At 72.0% G+C, this 21,073-nt stretch carries 21 protein-coding genes; 9 read left to right on the top strand and 12 right to left on the bottom strand.

Features of this window, described 5'->3' with window-relative positions; genetic code table 11:
- Nucleotides 1-39: 39 nt before the first annotated feature.
- Nucleotides 40-2,592 (bottom strand): FHA domain-containing protein, encoded by a 2,553-nt coding sequence (locus tag ACIP64_RS12630; protein WP_401584695.1) that lies wholly within the window; start codon nt 2,590-2,592, stop codon nt 40-42.
- A gap of 269 nt (nt 2,593-2,861) precedes the next feature.
- Between ACIP64_RS12630 and ACIP64_RS12625 the strand changes: the two genes are divergently transcribed.
- Nucleotides 2,862-4,607 (top strand): streptophobe family protein, encoded by a 1,746-nt coding sequence (locus ACIP64_RS12625; protein ID WP_401584692.1) that lies wholly within the window; start codon nt 2,862-2,864, stop codon nt 4,605-4,607.
- 70 nt (nt 4,608-4,677) lie between these two features.
- Nucleotides 4,678-5,916 carry a phosphoserine phosphatase SerB gene (serB, locus tag ACIP64_RS12620; RefSeq protein WP_401584689.1) on the top strand — a complete coding sequence of 413 codons (1,239 nt, stop codon included), beginning with the start codon at nt 4,678-4,680 and terminating at the stop codon, nt 5,914-5,916.
- Between the two features lie 84 nt (nt 5,917-6,000).
- Here serB and ACIP64_RS12615 read toward each other — a convergent pair whose 3' ends face one another.
- The 4 genes from ACIP64_RS12615 to ACIP64_RS12600 form a co-directional block, all read right to left on the bottom strand.
- Nucleotides 6,001-6,522 (bottom strand): SixA phosphatase family protein, encoded by a 522-nt coding sequence (locus tag ACIP64_RS12615; RefSeq protein ID WP_401584686.1) that lies wholly within the window; start codon nt 6,520-6,522, stop codon nt 6,001-6,003.
- A gap of 70 nt (nt 6,523-6,592) precedes the next feature.
- Complete coding sequence (locus ACIP64_RS12610) at nt 6,593-6,835, bottom strand: hypothetical protein (RefSeq protein WP_401584683.1); 243 nt, start codon at nt 6,833-6,835, stop codon at nt 6,593-6,595.
- Nucleotides 6,836-7,004: 169 nt separating this feature from the next.
- Nucleotides 7,005-7,127, bottom strand: coding sequence for an SGM_5486 family transporter-associated protein (locus ACIP64_RS12605; RefSeq protein ID WP_319661286.1), 123 nt, complete (start codon nt 7,125-7,127; stop codon nt 7,005-7,007).
- A gap of 63 nt (nt 7,128-7,190) precedes the next feature.
- Entirely contained in the window at nt 7,191-8,516 is a 1,326-nt protein-coding gene (locus ACIP64_RS12600) for a CynX/NimT family MFS transporter (protein ID WP_401584680.1), read from the bottom strand.
- 43 nt (nt 8,517-8,559) lie between these two features.
- On the opposite strand from ACIP64_RS12600, the gene ACIP64_RS12595 reads away from it, so the two are divergent.
- On the top strand, nt 8,560-9,240 hold the full coding sequence (locus ACIP64_RS12595) for a FadR/GntR family transcriptional regulator (RefSeq protein WP_401584677.1): 681 nt from the start codon (nt 8,560-8,562) through the stop codon (nt 9,238-9,240).
- Here ACIP64_RS12595 and ACIP64_RS12590 read toward each other — a convergent pair.
- The 3 genes from ACIP64_RS12590 to fabG form a co-directional block, all read right to left on the bottom strand.
- A complete protein-coding gene (locus ACIP64_RS12590; RefSeq protein WP_401584674.1) occupies nt 9,209-9,541 on the bottom strand; it encodes a hypothetical protein in 333 nt (110 codons plus the stop codon). The two genes, ACIP64_RS12595 and ACIP64_RS12590, sit on opposite strands and share 32 nt — an antisense overlap.
- 171 nt (nt 9,542-9,712) lie before the next feature.
- A complete protein-coding gene (gene fabI / locus ACIP64_RS12585; protein ID WP_401584671.1) occupies nt 9,713-10,480 on the bottom strand; it encodes an enoyl-ACP reductase FabI in 768 nt (255 codons plus the stop codon).
- 2 nt (nt 10,481-10,482) lie between these two features.
- Nucleotides 10,483-11,187, bottom strand: coding sequence for a 3-oxoacyl-[acyl-carrier-protein] reductase (gene fabG / locus ACIP64_RS12580; RefSeq protein WP_401584669.1), 705 nt, complete (start codon nt 11,185-11,187; stop codon nt 10,483-10,485).
- A 211-nt stretch (nt 11,188-11,398) separates the two neighbouring features.
- Between fabG and ACIP64_RS12575 the strand changes: the two genes are divergently transcribed.
- The 3 genes from ACIP64_RS12575 to ACIP64_RS12565 are packed head-to-tail and all read left to right on the top strand — an operon-like array spanning nt 11,399 to nt 14,882.
- Nucleotides 11,399-12,922 carry a TldD/PmbA family protein gene (locus tag ACIP64_RS12575; RefSeq protein ID WP_401584667.1) on the top strand — a complete coding sequence of 508 codons (1,524 nt, stop codon included), beginning with the start codon at nt 11,399-11,401 and terminating at the stop codon, nt 12,920-12,922.
- The gene (locus ACIP64_RS12570; protein ID WP_401584664.1) at nt 12,919-14,310 is read left to right on the top strand and encodes a metallopeptidase TldD-related protein; all 1,392 of its coding nucleotides are present in this window, start codon (nt 12,919-12,921) and stop codon (nt 14,308-14,310) included. The genes ACIP64_RS12575 and ACIP64_RS12570 overlap by 4 nt, the downstream gene beginning before the upstream one ends.
- 20 nt (nt 14,311-14,330) lie before the next feature.
- Nucleotides 14,331-14,882: an RNA 2'-phosphotransferase gene (locus ACIP64_RS12565; RefSeq protein ID WP_401584661.1), complete on the top strand. Its 552-nt coding sequence runs from the start codon at nt 14,331-14,333 to the stop codon at nt 14,880-14,882.
- Between the two features lie 12 nt (nt 14,883-14,894).
- On the opposite strand, the gene ACIP64_RS12560 is transcribed toward ACIP64_RS12565, so the two are convergent.
- Nucleotides 14,895-15,176, bottom strand: coding sequence for a GlsB/YeaQ/YmgE family stress response membrane protein (locus tag ACIP64_RS12560; RefSeq protein WP_401584658.1), 282 nt, complete (start codon nt 15,174-15,176; stop codon nt 14,895-14,897).
- 180 nt (nt 15,177-15,356) lie between these two features.
- Between ACIP64_RS12560 and ACIP64_RS12555 the strand changes: the two genes are divergently transcribed.
- Entirely contained in the window at nt 15,357-15,719 is a 363-nt protein-coding gene (locus ACIP64_RS12555; RefSeq protein WP_401584656.1) for a DUF3099 domain-containing protein, read from the top strand.
- A gap of 170 nt (nt 15,720-15,889) precedes the next feature.
- Entirely contained in the window at nt 15,890-16,138 is a 249-nt protein-coding gene (locus ACIP64_RS12550) for a hypothetical protein (protein WP_360912384.1), read from the top strand.
- Here ACIP64_RS12550 and moaA read toward each other — a convergent pair.
- From moaA to ACIP64_RS12535, 3 genes are all read right to left on the bottom strand, one after another.
- Complete coding sequence (moaA, locus tag ACIP64_RS12545) at nt 16,121-17,110, bottom strand: GTP 3',8-cyclase MoaA (RefSeq protein WP_401584653.1); 990 nt, start codon at nt 17,108-17,110, stop codon at nt 16,121-16,123. The genes ACIP64_RS12550 and moaA overlap by 18 nt on opposite strands.
- Nucleotides 17,111-17,205: 95 nt before the next feature.
- Nucleotides 17,206-18,843, bottom strand: coding sequence for a cation acetate symporter (locus ACIP64_RS12540; RefSeq protein ID WP_401584650.1), 1,638 nt, complete (start codon nt 18,841-18,843; stop codon nt 17,206-17,208).
- Entirely contained in the window at nt 18,840-19,223 is a 384-nt protein-coding gene (locus tag ACIP64_RS12535) for a DUF485 domain-containing protein (RefSeq protein ID WP_401584648.1), read from the bottom strand. Before ACIP64_RS12535 ends, ACIP64_RS12540 begins: the two co-directional genes overlap by 4 nt.
- A 282-nt stretch (nt 19,224-19,505) precedes the next feature.
- Between ACIP64_RS12535 and ACIP64_RS12530 the strand changes: the two genes are divergently transcribed.
- Entirely contained in the window at nt 19,506-21,041 is a 1,536-nt protein-coding gene (locus tag ACIP64_RS12530; protein WP_401584645.1) for a S8 family serine peptidase, read from the top strand.
- Nucleotides 21,042-21,073: the final 32 nt, after the last annotated feature.

The following is a 21,073-nucleotide window of genomic DNA, read 5'->3' as shown; positions in this document are numbered from 1 at the left end:
CTTGTGCGCGGCAGCGAAGTGCGCGAGACCCTGTGCGCCTTACTTGCGCATGACCTCGGGCTCGTGGCGCCGCAGCAGTCTCAGGACGAGGAAGCCGCACACCAGGCCGATGCCGAGCAGGATGCCCATGTCGGTGCCCCATTGTGCGGCCGAGTGCTCCCACAGCGGGTCCAGGTTGTCGGGCTTGGCCGGGTCCCACGGCGGCATCAGGTGAGCGAGGTCGAGGGTGGCGCCGATGGCGCCGACGGCCCAGCGGGAGGGCATCAGCCAGGCGAACTGCTCCAGGCCGACGGTGCCGAAGATCTGGAAGAGCACGCCGGTGAAGACGACCTGGACGATCGAGAACATCACCAGCAGCGGCATGGTCATCTCGGCGGTCCTCACCAGCGAGGAGATGACCAGGCCGAACATCATCGAGGTGAAGCCCAGGGCGATGACCGCCAAGGCGACCTCGGCCGCGGGGAAGCCCTTGATGACCAGGCCCTCGTCGGGCAGCTTCCGCGCCGACAGGCCGATGGCGCAGATGATGACGCCCTGCAGGGCGCTGACCAGACCGAGGACGAAGACCTTGGAGAACAGGTACGCCGAACGGGACAGGCCCGTCGCGCGTTCCCGTTCGTAGATCACCCGCTCCTTGATCAGTTCGCGGACCGAGTTGGCGGCTCCCGAGAAGCAGGCGCCCACGGCGATGATCAGCAGGACGGTGCCCGCGTCGGTGTTGAACTTGCCCGGCTCGCCGGGGAGGGTCAGGCCGTACTTCGCGGGGATGACGGCGCTCACCAGGCCGAGGACGGCCGGCAGCAGGATCATCAGCCCCATGTAGCCCCTGTCGGAGGCGATCACCGACAGATAGCGGCGGACGAGGGTGAAGAACTGCGGCACCCAGCCCTGCGGCTTGGGCGGCTTGGTCTGCTGCGGGGCGACGCCGACGGACTGCGGGGCGACCGCGTCCAGGTCCGCGGCGTAGATCTGGTAGTGCTGCGAGCCGTGCCAGCGTCCGGACCAGTCGTAGTCGCGGTAGCTCTCGAAGGCGGAGAAGACATCGGCCCAGGTCTCGTAGCCGAAGAAGTTCAGCGCCTCCTCGGGCGGCCCGAAGTACGCCACGGCGCCGCCGGGCGCCATCACCAGCAGCTTGTCGCACAGGGCGAGTTCGGCCACGGAGTGGGTGACCACGAGCACGGTGCGGCCGTCGTCGGCCAGGCCGCGCAGCAGCTTCATCACGTCGCGGTCCATGCCCGGGTCGAGGCCGGAGGTGGGCTCGTCCAGGAAGATCAGCGAGGGCTTGGTGAGCAGTTCCAGGGCGACCGAGACGCGCTTGCGCTGGCCGCCGGAGAGCGAGGTGACGCGCTTGTCCGCGTGCACGTCGAGCTTCAGCTCGCGCAGCACCTCGTCGATGCGGGCCTCGCGCTCGGCGGCCTTGGTGTCGCCGGGGAAGCGGAGCTTGGCCGCGTAGCGCAGGGCTTTGCGGATCGTCAGCTCCTTGTGCAGGATGTCGTCCTGCGGGACCAGCCCGATGCGCTGCCGCAGCTCGGCGAACTGCTTGTACAGGTTGCGGCTGTCGTAGAGCACCTCCCCCTCGTCGGCCGGCCGGTAGCCGGTCAGCGCGCGCAGCAGCGTCGACTTGCCGGACCCTGAGGGGCCGATGACGGCGACGAGCGACTTCTCGGGGACGCCGAAGGAGACGTCGTTGAGGATCTTCTTGGTGCCGCTGCCCTGAGGAACCGTCACCGTGAGCCGGCGCGCGGAGAAGGAGATCTCGCCGGTGTCGACGAACTCCTCCAGCTGATCGCCGACGAGCCGGAAGGTGGAGTGGCCGACGCCCACGATGTCATTGGGGCCCAGCAGGTGACGCTGGATCGGCTGGCCGTTGACATAGGTGCCGTTGTGGCTGCCGAGGTCGACGATCTCGTAACGGCCGTCCGGGTGGGCGCGGAACTCCGCGTGGAACCGGGAGACCTGGAGGTCGGAGACGACGAGGTCGTTCTCCAGGGCGCGGCCGATCTTCATCACGCGGCCGAGCACCAGGTGGTGGAAGGTGGTCGGGCTGCGGTCGCCGTAGACGGGCGGGGCCGAGCCGATCCCGCCGGAGGGCCCCTGGGGGGCCGGGATGCGCGGCCGCGGCGCCTGGCCGCCGTGGGCGGGCTGCGGCACGTGCGGCTGCGAGCCGTTGCCGTTCCAGCCGTTCTGCGGTGCCGACGCGCCCCGTTCCGGCGCCTTCTGCACGGCGGGGCCCGACTGGCGGCCCTGCTGCGGCTGGGCGAGCGCGGTCTCGGCGCTGTAGATGTCACCGCCCGCGGACCGACCGCCGCTGAAGAGCAGTTGCGGGCCGTCGTTGGCATTGCCGAGGTTGACGGTGGCGCCGGCGGCGACCTCGTGGGCGTGGACACGCTGGCCCTGTACATAGGTGCCGTTCGTGCTGCCGAGGTCCTCCAGGACCCAACCGCCCTCCCCGCGCCGGATCGTGGCGTGCCGCCAGGAGACCCTGGCGTCGTCCAGGACCACGTCCGACTGCGGGTCCCGGCCGAGGCTGTACGACCGGGACGGATCAAGCGTCCAGGTGCGACCGTTCAGTTCCAGTACGAGTTCAGGCACCCCAAGCCCCACAAAGTCGTCCCCCGGGTTTCCCCCATGAGGGGAGTCTAGGGATTGCGGGCACCGGGAGGAACTGTTCCCGGCACGACCGCCCGGCGGGAATCCCCTCCTGCCGCAACGATGTGGACGGGCTGCCGGGAATCCGTTGACGCCGCCGAAACACCACCGGAGAGTGGTAACCGCCCGGGAACCGTGCGGATCATGACGGACCGGGGCATGGGCATCGCAGGCAGCACAGGCGGTCCGGACGCGACACCTCGGGGGCGGGCATGACGACGTACACCTCCACACCACCATCCGCCGCGCCCCGGCAGCCGCCGCGGCCGATCCCCTGGGGCAGCGTCCTGCTGTCCGCGATCGCGGCCGTCAGCTGGGCGTACCTGGCGATGGTGGGCGTGGCGGCGCTCGGGCTCCATCTGCTCGGGGCGGACACCGCGGGCTCGCTCGGGCCGATGACGGCCGCGGTGGTGGCCATGGCGGTGGGCGGCAAGGTGAGCCCGTCCGGGGACGTCGCGGTGTTCGGGCTCGACGGGGCGGGCGCGGCCGGTGCGATCGACATCATGCCGCTCGGGGTGGGACTGGTCGGGGCGCTGCTCCTGGCCTGGGTCTTCCTGCGCTCGCTGCGCGGGGCGGGCGTCACGGTCCCGGCCGGCGAACTCCTGGCGCGCGCCGGGACGGTGGCGGTCCTGTTCGTGGTGCTCCTCGGCGTCCTGGGCTGGGCGGGCGAGGACACCATCGCCATCGACGGGGCGGCACTGGGCGCCGGCAAGGGCTCCGGCGGGGGCGGCGGGCTGATCGACCAGCTGCCGGGGATCGGCGACATCGGCGGCGGCCTGGGCGACGGGCTGCAGGACCTCATCGACGCCAAGGCGTCGGTGAGCTTCCACGTGGACACCGGCCGCTCCCTGCTGGGTGGTCTGCTGTGGGTGCTGGCCGTGCTGCTGCTGTCGCTGCTCGCCTCGCGGCGCACACCGCTGCCGCCCGGCCTGGAGGCAGTGCACACGGTCGTGCGCCCGGCGGCCTCGGCGCTGCGCTGGGTGCTGCTGCTGGCCGTGGTCGCGGGGTGCGCGGCGGCCGGCTACGCGGCGGCCACCGGGGACGACCCCAAGCGGATCGCCGGCGCGGCGCTCCTCGGCGCGCCCAACGGGGTCTGGCTGGCGGTGCCCCTGGGGTTGTTCGTCCCCTGGAAGGGCACGGCCACCGGGGAGCTCGCCAAGGTGCTGCCCGACCCCCTCGACCGGTTGCTGACGGCCGGGGCCAAGGAACCGGTGACCATGGGGCGCCTGGCCGAACTCGACCACCGGGTCTGGCTGCTGACGGTGGCCGTCGCGCTGATGATGCTGGCGGCAGGGGCGCTGGCCGCGGCCCGCACGCCCTTGCGGGGCCTGTCGCGGGCGGGGTACGCGGGGCGGTGCGCGCTGAGCCTCGGAGCGGTCACGGGGCTCGCCTTCCCGCTGCTGGTGCTGCTCACCGGCGTCTCGGTGGACGCGGGACTGTCGGTGTTCGGCTTCGACGCCGTGGGTGCCGGGATCGACCTGCACGGCAGCATGCCGCTCGCGCTGCTCCTTGGCGCGGCCTGGGGCGCCGCGGCAGGTGGGACGGGGGCGCTGCTGGCACTGGCGACGGGCACAGCCGGGCGCAGGGTGTCGCCTTGCGTGCCCACGGGTCCGACAGGTCCGACAGGTCCGACAGGTCCGACGGAACACAGCCCCGCCGGAGCGCGTCCGGTGCCGGCGCAGCCGGCGGCCCCCGCGCCCATGGGCCCGCAGGACTCCGGGCGCACCTATCCGGGCATCGCCTACGAGCCCGGCCCCTACCTCCCCAGCCCCGGCTACCAGCCGCACGAGGAGGAGCCCAACCCGTACAAGCAGTCGCCTCCCTCCGACGCCCCGCACTCGGCGCGCACGGTCACCGGGATGCCGCTGCCACCGCCGCCCGGGCCGCCTCCGGGCCGGCCGCCGGGGCCTCCCCCGCAGAATCCGCCGCCGCCCGGCGCGCCGGGACAGCGCCGCTGACCACGGGCACTGTCCGGCAGGCGGAACGCGTCTCCGTGCGGGTCCGGCAGCCCGATACGGTGGTGTCACCATGAACGACGCATCGCAGGCGATCACCACCCCCGCCGTCAACGTGCCGACCCTCCTGGTCAAGATCTTCGGCAAGGACCGGCCGGGCCTCACCGCCGGGCTCTTCGAGACCCTGGCCGGCTTCCAGGTGGACGTGGTCGACATCGAGCAGGTCGTCACCCGTGGCCGCATCGTGCTCTGCGCGCTGGTCACCGCGCCCACCGGGCCGGGTGTGGAGGGCGCGCTGCGGGCGACGGTGCACTCCTGGGCCGAGTCGGTACGGCTGCAGGCCGAGATCATCTCCGGTATCGGCGACAACCGGCCGCGCGGCGAGGGCCGCTCCCATGTGACCGTGCTCGGGCACCCGCTCACCGCGGAGTCGACGGCGGCCATAGCGACCCGCATCACCGCGGTGGGCGGCAACATCGACCGTATCTTCCGCCTCGCGAAGTACCCGGTGACGGCTGTGGAGTTCGCGGTGTCGGGGGTCGCGACGGACGCGCTGCGCCCGGTGCTCGCCCTGGAGGCGCACCAGCGCGGCGTGGACGTGGCGGTGGTGTCGTCGGGGCTGCAGCGCAGGGCCCGGCGGCTGGTGGTCATGGACGTGGACTCCACCGTCATCCAGGACGAGGTGATCGAGCTCTTCGCGGCGCACGCCGACTGCGAGGAGGAGGTCGCCGAGGTGACGGCACGGGCGATGCGGGGCGAGCTGGACTTCGAGCAGTCACTGCACGCGCGGGTGGCGCTGCTGGCGGGGCTGGACGCGTCCGTGGTGGACAAGGTGCGCCAGGAGGTCCGGCTGACGGCCGGCGCCCGCACCCTGATCCGCACGCTCAAGCGCCTGGGCTACCAGGTCGGCGTCGTCTCGGGCGGCTTCACTCAGGTGACGGACGACCTCAAGGAGCGGCTGGGGCTGGACTTCGCGGCCGCCAACACCTTGGAGATCGTCGACGGCCGGCTCACCGGGCGCGTGGTCGGGGAGATCGTGGACCGTGCGGGCAAGGCGCGGCTGCTGCGGCGCTTCGCGGCGGAGGCCGGGGTGCCCCTGGACCAGACCGTGGCGATCGGCGACGGGGCGAACGACCTCGACATGCTCAACGCCGCGGGGCTCGGTGTGGCGTTCAACGCCAAGCCGGTGGTGCGGGAGGCGGCCGACGCCGCGGTCAATGTGCCGTTCCTGGACACCGTGCTCTATCTGCTGGGCATCACGCGCGAAGAGGTCGAGGCGGCCGACGCGCTCGACGGCGCGGTGGACGCCTAGCCGCCTGCCCTGCGGGCCCGCCGCGGCGGGCCCGGCGGGTGTGCGTACCGCCCGGGGCCCGTCGCCGGTGTCCGCGGAGAGCGCTCAGTCGTGCGGGGACCAGAACTCGGCCAGGCGCCCCACGCCGTGCTCCACCGTCTTCCAGGGACCGGTGAAGGTGATCACGGCGATCGCCGCGGTGGGGAAGCCGGTGCGGTGGATCCGCGCGAGGGCGTCCCCCTCGCAGGTGCCGGCGAGGGCGTCGGCGAGGGCGTGGACACCCGGGTTGTGGCCCACCAGCAGCAGGTCGTCGACGTCCTCGGGGGTCTCGTTGAGCAGTGCGAGCAGGTCTCCGAGGGTGGCGTCGTACAGCCGCTCCTCGTAGACGGTCCGGGGGCGGTGCGGAAGTTCGTGGGCGACGAGCTTCCACGTCTCGCGGGTGCGGACGGCCGAGGAGCAGAGGGTCAGGTCGAACGGGATGTCCAGCTCCATGAGCCTGCGGCCGGCGACCGGCGCCTCCTTGCGCCCACGGTCGGCCAGCGGCCGCTCGTGATCGGGAACGGCGGGCCAATCGGCCTTGGCGTGCCGGAGCAGGACGATCCGGCGGGGCGATGCAGCTGCGCTCATGACCCTCAGCTTTCCAGAAAACCGCCCGGCAGGCGCGGGAGCGGCCCGGATCCCGGACGGCGTGCGGAGGTTACAGCAGGTGTTGCAGCAATGCCGGGAGCACCTCGGCGAGCCGGGTGAACAGGCGCGCTGCGGGTTCCGCGGCCGAGGCGTCCGCGGCACCGGGACCGGCGGCGAAGGCGAGCAGCGCGGCGAAGGCGAGGGCGGGCAGCGCGACCGCCCACCAGGGCAGGCGCGTCTGCGCGGCGCCGGGCGCCGCGGCACGAGCGGTGCGGGGGCGCGGGGTGCGCGAGGGAACAGCCTGCGTGGACACGGGACCGCCTCCGAGGTGCGGGGTGCTGGTTGACCTTGCACCACGACGCTACGGAACCGCGGACCGCCGGCCCATCGGGTGGCCCACCCACTTGACCCTGACCCTGGCCCCCTAGGGGAGGTGGGGTTGTCCCTACCCCCGGCACCGAACCGAAAGCCGGGAGCCGGGGTCAGCCGAACTTGGCGCCGATGGTGGCGATCACCGCGACGAGGGCGGGGACGGCGAGCATGAGGCCGAAGATGATCAGGAGCTTCTTCTGCGGCTGCGGGGGGTTGGGCTCGAGCACGGGCATGGGCCCAGTCTCGCACCGGCCCGCGGCGGGCCCGCATCCGGGTCGCCCGGGACGCCGGATCCGTCAGAGTTCGTCCTCCACGGACCGGTCGCGGCCGGCCATCAGGCCCGCGGCGATCTGCGGCAGCAGGAGGGCGAGCATGAAGGCCACGGGCAGGTCCCAGCCGCCGCTGTGCTGGTAGAGGACGCCGACCAGGATCGGGCCCGGGATGGAGATCAGGTAACCGGTGCACTGTGTGAAGGCCGACAGCCGCACCACGCCAGCTCCGGTGCGCGAACGCATCCCGATCATGGTGAGGGCGAGCGGGAACGAGCAGTTGGAGATCCCGAGCAGCACCGCCCACACCCAGGGCGCGGCGGCGGGCGCGAGCCACAGTCCGCCGTACCCGGCGAACCCGAACAGGCCGAGGCCCACGGCCAGTCCGCCCTGGTGCCGCATCCGCCCCGCGACCGCGGGCAGCACGAAGGACAACGGCACACCCATCACCATGGTGACGGCGAGCAGCACCCCGGCCGTGGACGCCGAGATCCCCGCGTCGCGGAAGATCTGCGGCAGCCAGCCCATGGTGATGTACGCGCCGGTGGCCTGGAGCCCGAAGTACACCGCCAGTGCCCAGGCGGTACGGCTGCGGGTGATGCGGCCGGCCGCGGCAGGGGCGGGCGCCTCGGGGAGCGGCCCTGCGGGGACCGGCGCCTCGGCGACCGGCACGGGCGCGGCACCGGTGCCCGCGCCACTGCGGTCGCGCACCAGGGCGAGCCAGGGCACGACGGCCACGACCGCGACGACCGCCCAGACACCGAGGCCGGCGCGCCAGCTGCCGCCCAGGGCGCGGGTCACCGGGACGGTGGCCGCGGCGGCCAGGGCGGTGCCCAGGGAGAGCGCCATCGAGTACAGGCCGGTCATGGTGCCCACGCGGTCCGGGAAGTAGCGCTTGACGACCACGGGCATCAGGACGTTGCCGACGGCTATGCCGGCCAGCGCCAGGGCGCTGGTGGCGAGGAATACGGCCGTGCCTCCGGCGAACGGGCGCAGGGCGAGCCCGAGGGCGATGGCGGCCAGTCCCCCGCAGACCACGGCGCCGGGGCCGCGGCGGCGGGCCAGGCGCGGCGCCGCGACGCCGAAGAGGGCGAAGCACAGGGCGGGCACGGAGGTGAGCAGTCCGGCGACGGTCCCGCTCATGCCGAGCCCGTCGCGGACCTCCTCCAGGAGCGCGCCGAGGCTCGTGATGGCCGGCCGCAGGTTGAGCGCGGCAAGGACCAGCGCAACGGCGACGAAAACGCGGGTACGGGCGCGCGTGTGCGTCATGCTCTGCGGAGCGGCAGACGTCTGTGCGGGCAGGGTCGGTCCTGCCGTGGCAGGGTCGATCGTTGTGGCTTCGTCGTCACGCATGCGGGCCATCATAGAATGATGGGATGAATATTGAGGAGGGTCCATGCCCTTGACCTCGCCCCGGCGGTCCGTGCTCGCCGACCAGGTGATCACGCAACTGCGCGCCCAGATCACCTCTGGCGAGTGGCCGGTGGGCTCGCGCATCCCCACCGAGACGCAGCTCGTCGAGCAGCTCGGTGTGGCGCGAAACACGGTCCGCGAGGCCGTCCGGGCCCTGGCCCACAACGGTCTGCTCGACATCCGCCAGGGATCGGGCACCTATGTGCTGGCGACGAGCGAGATGGCCGGCGTCATGCACCGCCGCTTCGCCGACGCCGACCCGCGGCATGTCGCCGAGCTGCGCAGCGCCCTGGAGGCGTCCGCCGCGTCGCTGGCGGCCTCACGGCGCACCGACCGCGACCTCAGGCAGCTGGACGCGGCCCTCGCACGGCGCGAGCGCGCCTGGTCCGCCGGTCGCGCCGACGTGTTCGTGGACGCCGACGCGGCCCTGCACCTGTCGGTCGTGGCGGCCTCGCACAACGAGGTCATCGCCGAGCTGTACGCCGACCTGGGCGAGGTGCTGCGTGAGTTCCTCCGCGCCGACATCGGCGAGGACCTGAGCGCCGAGACGTACGTGGACCACTCCCGCCTGGTGGAGGCGATCCGGCAGGGCGACGCGATGACGGCCTCGGAGGAGGCCGCGGGCCACGCCTTCAGCTGCCGTTTCCGTCCGGCAGACGGGTGACCCAGACGCTGCGTATCTCCTCCCAGCACCGGTCGCTCAGCGTCACCGTCTCCGCGGGGCCGATCGGGACCTGGGGGCCGTCCACGTCCGGGTCCCACCACTGGACGCACTCGATGTGCAGCTGCACGTGGTCCAGGTCGGGATCGGGGTTGAAGCAGACCGCCACCCCCTCGCTGCCCTGCACCGAGGTGCGGCACTCGGTGTCCGCGGGCGGCTGGGAAGCCGCCCTGGCCGCGGCCGCCGGGCCCGCGACCACCGAGGCCGCCGCCGCGGCCGCCACCGCGTAGAAGCGCACACGCACGATCCGCCCTCCCTCCGCTCGCCCCGAACCCCATGGTGGCGGCGCGCAGCGGGCCGCACCCGGCCGGCTGGGCCGGACGGGGGACACCGGTCCCGAACGCGCGTACGGCCCCGGCCCGCCCGAAGGCGGTACCGGGGCCGTACGAAGAACGCGGGCGACGGGAGAGCGGCGTCAGGCGCCGATCGCGTGCAGGCCGCCGTCGACGTGCACGATCTCGCCCGTGGTCTTGGGGAACCAGTCGCTGAGCAGCGCCACGACACCGCGGCCGGCCGGCTCCGGGTCGGCCACGTCCCACTCCAGGGGGGAACGGTGGTTCCAGACGTCGGCAAGCTCGCCGAAGCCCGGGATGGACTTCGCGGCCATGGAGCCGATGGGGCCCGCCGAGATCAGGTTGCAGCGGATGTTCTGCTTGCCGAGGTCGCGCGCGATGTAGCGCGAGGTCGCCTCCAGCGCGGCCTTGGCCGGGCCCATCCAGTCGTACTGCGGCCAGGCGTACTGCGCGTCGAAGGTGAGGCCGACGACCGAGCCGCCCTCCTGCATCAGCGGCAGGCACGCCATGGTGAGCGCCTTCAGCGAGTACGCGGAGACGTGCATGGCGGTGGCGACGGACTCGAACGGGGTGTTGAGGAAGTTGCCGCCGAGCGCGTCCTGCGGCGCGAAGCCGATGGAGTGGACCACGCCGTCCAGGCCGCCGAGCTCCTCGCGCACCACGTCCGCCAGGGACCCCAGGTGCTCCTGGTTGGTGACGTCGAGCTCGATGACCTTGACGGGCCTGGGCAGCTTCTTGGCGATGCGCTCGGTGAGCGTGGGCCGCGGGAACGCCGTGAGGATGATCTCGGCACCCTGCTCCTGGGCGAGCCGGGCGGTGTGGAAGGCGATGGAGGACTCCATCAGCACGCCCGTGATGAGGACGCGCTTGCCGGCGAGGATTCCGCTCATGCTCAGTGACCCATGCCCAATCCGCCGTCCACGGGAATGACGGCTCCAGTGATGTATGCGGCCTCGTCGGAGGCGAGGAAGCGGACCGAGGCGGCGATCTCCTCGGGCTCCGCGTACCGGCCCAGCGGGACCTGGCCGACGATGCCCTTGCGCTGCTCCTCGGTGAGCACGCGGGTCATGTCGGTGTCGACGAAGCCGGGGGCGACGACGTTGACGGTGATGTTGCGCGAGCCGAGCTCGCGGGCGAGGGAGCGGGCGAAGCCCACCAGGCCGGCCTTGGAGGCGGCGTAGTTCGCCTGCCCCGCCTGACCCGTCAGGCCCACCACCGAGGAGATCAGCACGACGCGGCCCTTGCGGGCGCGCAGCATCGCCTTCGAGGCACGCTTGACCATGCGGAAGGTGCCGGTGAGGTTGGTGTCGATGACGGAGGTGAAGTCCTCCTCCGACATGCGCAGCAGCAGCTGGTCACGGGTGACGCCGGCGTTGGCCACCAGCACCTGGACGGGACCGTGCTTCTCCTCGATCTCCTTGTAGGCCTGCTCGACCTGCTCGGGATCCGTGATGTCGCACCGGACGGCGAGGAAGCCGGCCGGCGGCTCGCCCGAGCGGTAGGTGATGGCGACCTGGTCACCGGCGTCGGCGAAGGCCCGGGCGATGGCGAGGCCGATGCCCCGGTTTCCTCCGGTGACGAGAACCGAGCGGCTCAACGGATCACCCTTTCCATAGTGGTCTTGTACACCGAAAAACTATCTGCCTACGCGGCGGTACGGAGAATCGACCCCCGACAGGGGCCTGTGCGCGTCGCTGTCGAGTCCCTACAGAAAAGGGCAGGCGGGGGCGGTGTCGGAGGGGCATGATTCACTGCGGAGCACATGACGCACACCGACGTTGAGGCATCGGGCAGAAGGGGAGGCCGTCGTGCCCCATGAGGTCGATCAGTCATTTCTGGCGCTGCCGCTGAGGGCGCTGGCCGACGCCGCGCTGGCACGCGCCCGCGCGCTGGGCGCGGAGCACGCGGACTTCCGCTTCGAGCGGGTGCGCGGCGCGGCCTGGCGGCTGCGCGACGGCAGACCGTCCGGATCCTCGGACACGACGGACATGGGCTACGCGGTGCGCGTGGTGCACGGCGGGGCCTGGGGTTTCGCCTCCGGGGTGGACCTGACGATGGACGCCGCGGCGCGGGTGGCCGGCCAGGCGGTCGCCATGGCGAAGCTGTCCGCGAAGGTGATCGCCGCGGCGGGCTCGGACGAGCGTGTGCAGCTCGCGCCGGAGCCGGTGCACGCGGACAAGCTCTGGGTCTCGGCGTACGAGGTCGACCCGTTCGATGTGCCCGATGCCGACAAGACCGCTCTGCTGGCCGAGTGGAGCGGCAGACTGCTGGCGGCCCCGGGCGTGTCGCACGTCGACGCCTCCCTCATGACCGTCCACGAGAACAAGTTCTACGCCGACACGTGGGGCACGACCACGACCCAGCAGCGGGTGCGGGTGCACCCCCAGCTGACCGCCGTCGCGGTGGACCCGGACTCCGGCGAGTTCGACTCCATGCGCACCCTGGCCCCGCCGGCCGGCCGCGGCTGGGAGTACCTGACCGGCACGGGCTGGGACTGGGACGCGGAGCTCGCGGAGATCCCGGAGCTGCTCGCCGAGAAGATGGCGGCCCCCTCGGTGGAGGCGGGCGCGTACGACGTGGTGGTCGACCCGTCCAACCTCTGGCTGACCATCCACGAGTCGATCGGCCACGCCACCGAGCTGGACCGCGCGCTGGGCTACGAGGCCGCCTACGCCGGCACCTCCTTCGCCACCTTCGACCAGCTCGGCAAGCTGCAGTACGGCTCCGCGCTCATGAACGTCACCGGCGACCGCACCGCCGAGCACGGCCTGGCGACCGTCGGCTACGACGACGAGGGCGTCGCCGGCCAGTCCTGGGACCTGATCAAGGACGGCGTCCTGGTCGGCTACCAGCTGGACCGCCGCATCGCCCGGCTGACCGGTTTCGAGCGCTCCAACGGCTGCGCCTACGCCGACTCCCCCGGCCATGTGCCGGTGCAGCGGATGGCGAACGTGTCGCTGCAGCCCGCTCCGGACGGCCCGTCGACGCGGGAGCTGATCGGCGGCGTGGAGCGCGGGATCTACATCGTCGGCGACCGCTCGTGGTCCATCGACATGCAGCGCTACAACTTCCAGTTCACCGGGCAGCGCTTCTTCAGGATCGAGAACGGCGAACTGGCCGGCCAGCTGCGCGATGTCGCCTACCAGGCGACGACCACCGACTTCTGGGGCTCCATGGAGGCCGTCGGCGGTCCGCAGACCTACGTCCTCGGTGGCGCCTTCAACTGCGGCAAGGCCCAGCCGGGCCAGGTCGCCGCCGTCTCGCACGGCTGCCCGTCCGCGCTCTTCCGCGGCGTGAACATCCTCAACACCACGCAGGAGGCCGGTCGATGAGCACCCTCTCCAAGCCCCACGAGATCGTCGAGCGGGCCCTGGAGCTGTCCCGTACGGACGGCTGCGTGGTCATCGCCGACGAGGACTCCTCGGCCAACCTGCGCTGGGCGGGCAACGCCCTGACCACCAACGGCGTGACCCGCGGCCGCACCCTCACGGTGATCGCGACCGTGAACGGCGCGCAGGGCACCGCCTCGGGCGTGGTGTCGCGGGCCGCGGTCACCGCCGACGACCTGGAGCCGCTGGTGCGGGCCGCCGAGGCGGCGGCGCGCGACGCGGGGCCGGCCGAGGACGCCCAGCCGCTGGTCGAGGGAGTGCCCGCGAGCGCCTCGTTCACCGAGCCGCCCGCGGAGACCGGCTCGGAGGTCTTCGCGGCCTTCGCCCCGGCGCTCGGCGAGTCCTTCGCGGTCGCCCGGGCCGGCGGCCGGCGGCTGTACGGCTTCGCCCAGCACAGCGTCACCTCCACCTACCTGGGCACCTCGACGGGCCTGCGGCTGCGCCACGACCAGCCCAGCGGCACGCTCGAGATCAACGCCAAGTCCGAGGACATGTCCCGCTCGGCGTGGGCCGGCGCGGCCACCCGCGACTTCACCGACGTCGACCCGGCGGCACTCGACGCCGACCTGGCGCAGCGGCTTGCCTGGGCAGAGCGCCGGATCGACCTGCCCGCCGGGCGGTACGAGACGCTGCTGCCGCCCTCGGCGGTGGCGGACCTGGTGATCTACCAGCAGTGGAGCGCGGCGGCCCGGGACGCGGCGGAGGGCCGCACGGTCTTCAGCAAGCCCGGCGGGGGCACCCGGATCGGCGAGCGGCTGTCGGACCTGCCGCTGACGCTGCGCAGCGACCCCCGCGAACCCGGCCTGGAGTCGGCGCCGTTCGTCATCGCGCACGCCTCGGGTGACGACTCGTCGGTCTTCGACAACGGGCTGCCGGTCGAGCCGACCGACTGGCTCCGCGAGGGTGTGCTGCGGCGGCTGTTCACGACCCGGCACAGCGCGGGGCTGACCGGCCTTCCGACGACGCCGGTCGGGGGCAACCTGATCCTCGACGGCGGCGGCAAGCGCTCGCTGGAGGAGATGGTCGCGGACACCGGGCGCGGGCTGCTGCTGACGTGCCTGTGGTACATCCGCGAGGTGGACCCGGCCACCCTGCTGCTGACCGGGCTGACCCGCGACGGGGTCTACCTGGTGGAGGGCGGCGAGGTGACCGGCGTGGTCAACAACTTCCGGTTCAACGAGTCGCCGGTGGACCTGCTGGGCCGGGTCACCGAGGTGGGCCGCACCGAGCGGACGCTGCCGCGCGAGTGGGGCGACTGGTTCACCCGGGCCGCGTTCCCCGCGATGCGGATCCCGGACTTCAACATGAGTTCGGTCAGCCAGGGGGTCTGACCGGCGACAAGGGGTGGGCGATGGACGAGAAGCAGACGGTCAAGGTCTCGAAGTTCCTGGCCCGCGTGCTGCGGCACGATCCGGGTTCGATCGGGATCGCCCTCGACGAGGGGGGCTGGGTGGACGTGGACGTGCTGATGGCCGCGTCCGCCCAGGCGGGCCGGCGCTTCTCGCGTGCCGACCTGGACCACGTCGTGGCGAACAACAACAAGAAGCGGTACGCGTATTCGGAGGACGGCCGGCGGATCAGGGCCAGCCAGGGCCACTCGGTGGAGGTCGACCTCGGTCTGGCCGCCACCGAGCCGCCGGCCGTCCTCTACCACGGCACCGCGAGCACGACCCTGCCGATCGTGCTGGCCGAGGGGCTGCGCCCGATGACGCGTCAGGACGTGCACCTGTCGGCGGACGTGGAGACGGCCGTGCGCGTGGGGTCGCGGCACGGCCGTCCCGTGGTGCTCGAGGTGGATGCCGCGGGACTGGCCGCCACCGGCCACGTCTTCCGGGTGAGCGCCAACGGCGTGTGGCTCACCGACCGGGTGCCGGCCGCGTTTCTGCGGCAGCGCCACGCCTGAGGCGGCGGGGGGTCAGACGGCGGTGCGTTGCCGTCTGCCGCGGAGCGAGCCCCACAGCGGCGTCACCACGGCCACGATGAGGATGGCGCCCAGGATCTGCAGGACATGCCGGATCCAGTCGATGCCCGCGGTGTGCTTGACGCCGAGCCAGCCGGAGACCGCGTTCCCGAGGAACGCGCCGAGGATGCCGCAGATGACGGTGAGCCACCAGGGGATGTCCTGCCTGCCCGGCAGGAGGAGCTTCGCGAGGAAGCCGAGCACGATGCCGACGATGATCGCCCAGACCCAGTTCATGCCGTCAGTCTCTGCGCGCCGCCGGTACGTCGCATGCGGGATACCGCCATACGCCGTACGGCGGTTGCGGGGTGTCACCCGCAGGCCGCCCCCCGCTCTCGAATGCGGCGGACACGGGGCGTAACGTGGAGGTGTACGGAAATGGGAGCTTCCGGCACTTCGAGCGGGCGGTGGAACGTGATGCGGAAGCACACTGATCCCGGGGTCTTCCGGATCACGGGGACGGCGGCGGGGCTCACCGAGGACGTCCGGGCCCGGCAGCGCCGCTACATCATCTCGATGTCCGTGCGCACCGTTTCCTTCATCCTGGCCGTCGTCCTGTGGCACGTGTGGACGCCGCTGGCGTGGGTGGCGCTCGCCGCCGGGCTGGTGCTCCCGTACATCGCCGTGGTGCTCGCCAACGCGGGCCGGGAGAACGCCCGCAACCTGCCCTCCTCGCACCTGCCGCCGGTCGTCCCCCCGGCGCTGGGACCGGGGCGGGAGCGGCGTCCCGCGGAGGCCGGGACGGAAGCGGACGGACGCTCTTCCTCCGGTCGCGGCTGAGCCTTCTCCGCCCTTGGAAGCTCAGGAAAAGCTCAGATCAATCATGGGGATCCACTCCACTGGGGGCCTTTGCGCGTGGCATACTGCGTACGCGCTCCGCATCCCCCGTCGGAGCGACGGACCGACGCCGGGCGGCTCCCCCCGTGGCTGCCCGGCGTCGCCATGTTTGGATGGGGTTCGTGACCAACGAATCGCCGATCTGCTCCGCCAAGGGGTGCCGGGTCCCCGCCGTGTGGGTGCTCGCCTGGAACAACCCCAAGCTCCACACTCCGGAACGCCGCAAGACGTGGCTGGCGTGCGAGGAGCACCGCGAGCACCTGGCCTCGTTCCTGGGCGTGCGCGGGTTCCTCAAGGACGTCGTACGCTTCGAGGAGTGGGAGGAAGCGGCGGCCGGACGGGACTCAGCCGCCGATCGCTGACATCGGGCGGTCGGGCTGCAGGAACGCGGGGTCGTCGAGCCCGGAGCCGGCCTTCTTGCCCCACATCGCGGCCTTCCACAACGTGGCGATCTCCTCGTCGGACGCACCGGAGCGCAGCGCGCCGCGCAGGTCCGACTCCTCGCGGGCGAACAGGCAGTTGCGTATCTGGCCGTCGGCGGTCAGGCGGGTGCGGTCGCAGGCGCGGCAGAACGGGCGGGTGACGGAGGCGATGACCCCGACCCGTGCGGGGCCGCCGTCGACCAGCCAGCGTTCGGCGGGGGCGTGACCGCGTGCCTCACCGGGTTCGGGGGTGAGGGCGAACTTCGTGGCCAGGCTCGCGAGGATCTCCTCGGCGGTGACCATGTCGGACCGCTGCCAGCCGTGCTGGGCGTCGAGCGGCATCTGCTCGATGAAGCGCAGCTCGTAGCCCTGCGCGAGGGCCCAGGCGAGCAGGTCGGGGGCCTCGTCGTCGTTGACCCCGCGCATCAGCACGCTGTTGACCTTGACGGGGGTCAGCCCGGCCTCCCGGGCGGCCTCCAGGCCGCGCAGGACGTCATGGTGGCGCTTGCGGCGGGTCAGCTCCTGGAAGACCTCGGGGCGCAGGGTGTCGAGGGAGACGTTGACCCGGTTCAGTCCGGCAGCCCGCAGGGCGGCGGCGGTGCGCTCCAGGCCGACGCCGTTGGTGGTGAGGGAGAGCCTGGGGCGGGGTTCGAGGGCGGCGCAGCGCTCCACGATGCCGACGAGCCCGGGGCGCAGCAGGGGCTCGCCGCCGGTGAAGCGGACGTCCTCGACCCCGAGCAGCGTGACGGCGATGCGCACCAGGCGGACGATCTCGTCGTCGGTGAGCAGCTCGGGCTTCCCGAGCCACTGGAGCCCTTCTTCCGGCATGCAGTACGTGCAGCGCAGATTGCACCGGTCGGTCAGGGAGACCCGCAGATCGGTGGCGATCCGGCCGTAGGTGTCCAGCAGCACGGCGTGGCTCCCTCCTGCGGTGGGGTCGGTGGTACGGCAGTGCCGTCCCGTTACTTCGCAGCCTACGGGACGGCACTGACGTTCAACAGTCTGTTTCAGTGCGCTCCGGCTCCGGTGAGGGAGCGGACCTCGAGCTCCGCGTACTTGCTGTCGGCGTCGGGTTCGGGCTTGGACAGGAGCGTGCCCAGGATGCCGAACAGGAAACCGACGGGGATGGAGACGATGCCCGGGTTCTCCAGCGGGAACCAGTGGAAGTCCTCGCCGGGGAACATCGCGGTCGCCTTGCCGGACACGACCGGCGAGAAGACCACCAGGACCACGGAGGTGATCAGGCCGCCGTAGATGCTCCACAGCGCGCCGCTGGTGTTGAAGCGCTTCCAGAACAGGCTGTAGAGCAGGGTCGGCAGGTTCGCCGAGGCCGCCACGGCGAAGGCCAGGGCGACCAGGAAGGCGATGTTGAGCTTCCCCGCGAAGATGCCGAGCAGGATGGCGACGGCCCCGATGGCGACCGCCGCGATCTTGGCCGCGGCGATCTCCTCCTTCTCGCTCGCCGTCCCCTTGCGGATGACATTGGCGTACAGGTCGTGCGCGAAGGAGGACGACGAGGCGAGGGTGAGCCCCGCGACCACGGCCAGGATGGTGGCGAAGGCGACCGCCGAGATCACCGCGAGGAGGATGGCGCCGCCTGTGGAGCCGGCGCCGCCGCCGATCTCCTGGGCCAGCAGGGGGGCCGCGGTGTTGCCCGCCGCGTTGGAGGTGGTGATGGTCTCCGGGGTGAGCAGAGCGGCGGCACCGAAGCCCAGCGCGATGGTCATCAGGTAGAAGCAGCCGATGATGCCGATCGCCCAGTTGACCGACGTACGGGCGGCCCGGGCCGTGGGGACGGTGTAGAAGCGGATCAGGATGTGCGGCAGTCCCGCGGTGCCGAGCACGAGGGCCAGTCCCAGCGAGATGAAGTCGATCTTCGAGGTCGCGGTGACGCCGTACTTCAGGCCGGGCTCCAGGAAGGCCGAGCCCTTTCCGCTCTTCTCCGCCGCCGCGCCCAGCAGCGTGGACAGGTTCCAGTGGAACTTGGTGAAGACCAGGATGGTGATCAGCAGGGTGCCGCCGATGAGCAGCACCGCCTTGACCATCTGCACCCAGGTGGTGCCCTTCATGCCGCCGATCGTCACGTACAGCACCATGACGACGCCGACGAGGACGACGATCAGCCGCCGCGGGCCCTCACCGGTGATGCCGAGCAGCAGGGCCACCAGGGCGCCGGCGCCGACCATCTGCGCCAGCAGGTAGAAGATGCTGACAACGATGGTCGAGATGCCCGCGGCGGTGCGCACGGGGCGCTGGCGGAGCCGGAAGGCCAGGGCGTCGGCCATGGTGAACCGGCCGGAGTTGCGCAGCGGTTCGGCGACCAGCAGCAGCGCCACCAGCCAGGCGACGAGGAAGCCGATCGAGTACAGGAAGCCGTCGTAGCCGACGAGGGCTATGGAGCCGGCGATGCCGAGGAACGAGGCGGCCGACATGTAGTCGCCGGAGATGGCGAGACCGTTCTGGAAACCGCTGAAGGAGCGGCCGCCGGCGTAGAAGTCGGTGGCGTCCTTGGTCTGGCGTCCGGCCCAGACGGTGATGCCGAGGGTCGCCACGACGAACACCGAGAAGAGGCTGATGATCAGCGTCCGGTGGTCGCCGGCCCCGGCCGCGAGGACCTGGGCTGCCATGGTGTGCGGCGCGGTCATGCGGAGGCCTCCGTGCTCTCGGTCTCACCGGTGTCCTGAGCGCTCTCCATGCGCGCCTTGATGGCGTCGGAGTGCGGGTCGAGCTTGGCGTTCGCGTGGCGGGAGTACCACAGGGCGATGCCGAAGGTGGTGGCGAACTGGGCGAGCCCGAAGACGAGGGCGACATTGATGTGGCCCACCACCTTGGTGTCCATGAAGCCGCCCGCGTAGTTCGACAGCAGGACGTACAGCAGGTACCAGGTGATGAACGCGATGGTGAGCGGGAACGCGAACGAGCGGTGGGAGCGGCGCAGTTGGGCGAACTCCGCGCTCGCCTGCACCTCGGCGTACGAGGCCGCTGACGGCGGACCGGAGGTAGCCGACTGTCGTGCGGAATCCACGATGCCTCCTGGGGGGACGGAGCTGGGCAGGCACGAGCACGCGACGCGAGCCGGACGTGAGCTACGTCACGCAAAGATCGGACCCGCGCATGGTAAAGGCGTGACCATGGGGTTCGACAGGGGGCGGTGGTTGAAAATTGTCAGGTCCTTACCAACCGGAATCCGAGCTTTCCTCGCATACGCATTGAAGGGGTGCTCGGGGCGGCGCTAGGTTCCCTCGTCATGTACCCGTCCGGCGGCAACCCCGCCGCGGTGACGGCCAGTCGGACGATTGGAGATCCCATGGCTCCCCTGCCAGGACGGCGCCGCGCCCTCGCGATACCCATCGGCATGGTGCTGGCAGGTGCTCTCGCGTTCCTGCCGAACGCCGCCTCGGCGGCCGCCGCCGGCACGGCCCCGGGCGACGGCACCGCCGCCGCCGACGGCCCGGTGCTGTCGTACGTGGTCAACACCACCCGGACCAACAGCGGGACCATCAAGGACGTCCAGCAGGCGGTGGACCGCAACGGCGGTGACATCGTCGCGACGTACAAGAAGATCGGCGTGATCGTCGTCCACTCGGCGAACCCCTCCTTCGCCACCGCCATGCGCACGGTGCGCGGCGTGGAGTCGGCGGGCGCCACCCGCACCGCGGCGCTGTCGACCGCCTCCACGACCGAACTGGGCGCCCCGGAGCGGATCACGGCGGCCGAGGCCGCCGCGGCCAGGTCCAAGGCGGGCCCCGCACAGGAGCCGCTGGAGGCGGACCAGTGGGACCTGGCGGCCATCGGCGCCGACAAGGCGGCGCGGATCGACCCCGGCGACCGGCATGTCACCGTCGCCGTCATCGACACCGGCGTCGACGACACCCACCCCGACCTGGCGGCCAACTTCTCGGCCAAGCAGTCCGCCAACTGCGTGGGCGGCGTGGCCGACACCAGCCCCGGCGCCTGGCGCCCGTACAGCGCCGACGCCTACCACGGCACCCATGTGGCGGGTGAGATCGCGGCCGCGCGCAACGGCATCGGCGTCGCCGGTGTGGCCCCGGGCGTGCGCGTCGCCTCCATCAAGGTGGCCGACCCCGTCACGCAGCTCTTCTACCCGGAGAGCGTCGTCTGCGCCTTCGTCTTCGCCGCCGAGAACAGCATCGAGATCACCAACAACAGCTACTACGTCGACCCGTGGCTCTACAACTGCCTCGACGACCCCGACCAGCGCGCCATCGTCGACGCCGTCGACCGCGCCGCGCGGTACTCCGAGGACAAGGGCGTGCTGAACATCGCCTCGGCGGGCAACTCCAACCACGACCTCGACTCCACCGCGATCGTCGACACCACCAGCCCCGACGACTCCACCCCGGTCACCCGGACCGTCGACCCGCACGTCTGCTGGGACATCCCGACCCAGCTGCCGGGCGTCGTCACCGTCTCCGCGACCGGCGTGCGGAACCTGAAGTCGTACTACTCCAGTTACGGCCTCGGGGTGGTCGACGTCGCCGCCCCCGGCGGTGACCGCTTCCAGGTCCCGGGCACCCCGTCCGGAAACGGCCGCATCTTGTCGACGCTGCCCGGCAACACCTACGGCTGGCTCCAGGGCACGTCGATGGCCTCGCCGCACGTGGCGGGAGTCGCCGCGCTCCTGAAGAGCACCCACCGGCACGCCTCACCGGAGGAGCTGCAGGAGATGCTCAAGGCGCAGGCCGACAACCCGGGTTGCCCGACGGGACTGTACGACCCCGACGGCAACGGCGTGCAGGACGCCACCTGCACCGGCGGGCCGAACGTCAACAGCTTCTACGGCCACGGCATCGTGGACGCCCTGGACGCCGTCACCGAGTGACCTAGGCGACGGGGACGCACAAGGCGCCGGCG

The organism is Streptomyces sp. NPDC088733, assembly GCF_044751185.1.
GTDB lineage: Bacteria > Actinomycetota > Actinomycetes > Streptomycetales > Streptomycetaceae > Actinacidiphila.
This window is presented reverse-complemented; position numbering and strand designations above follow the sequence as displayed.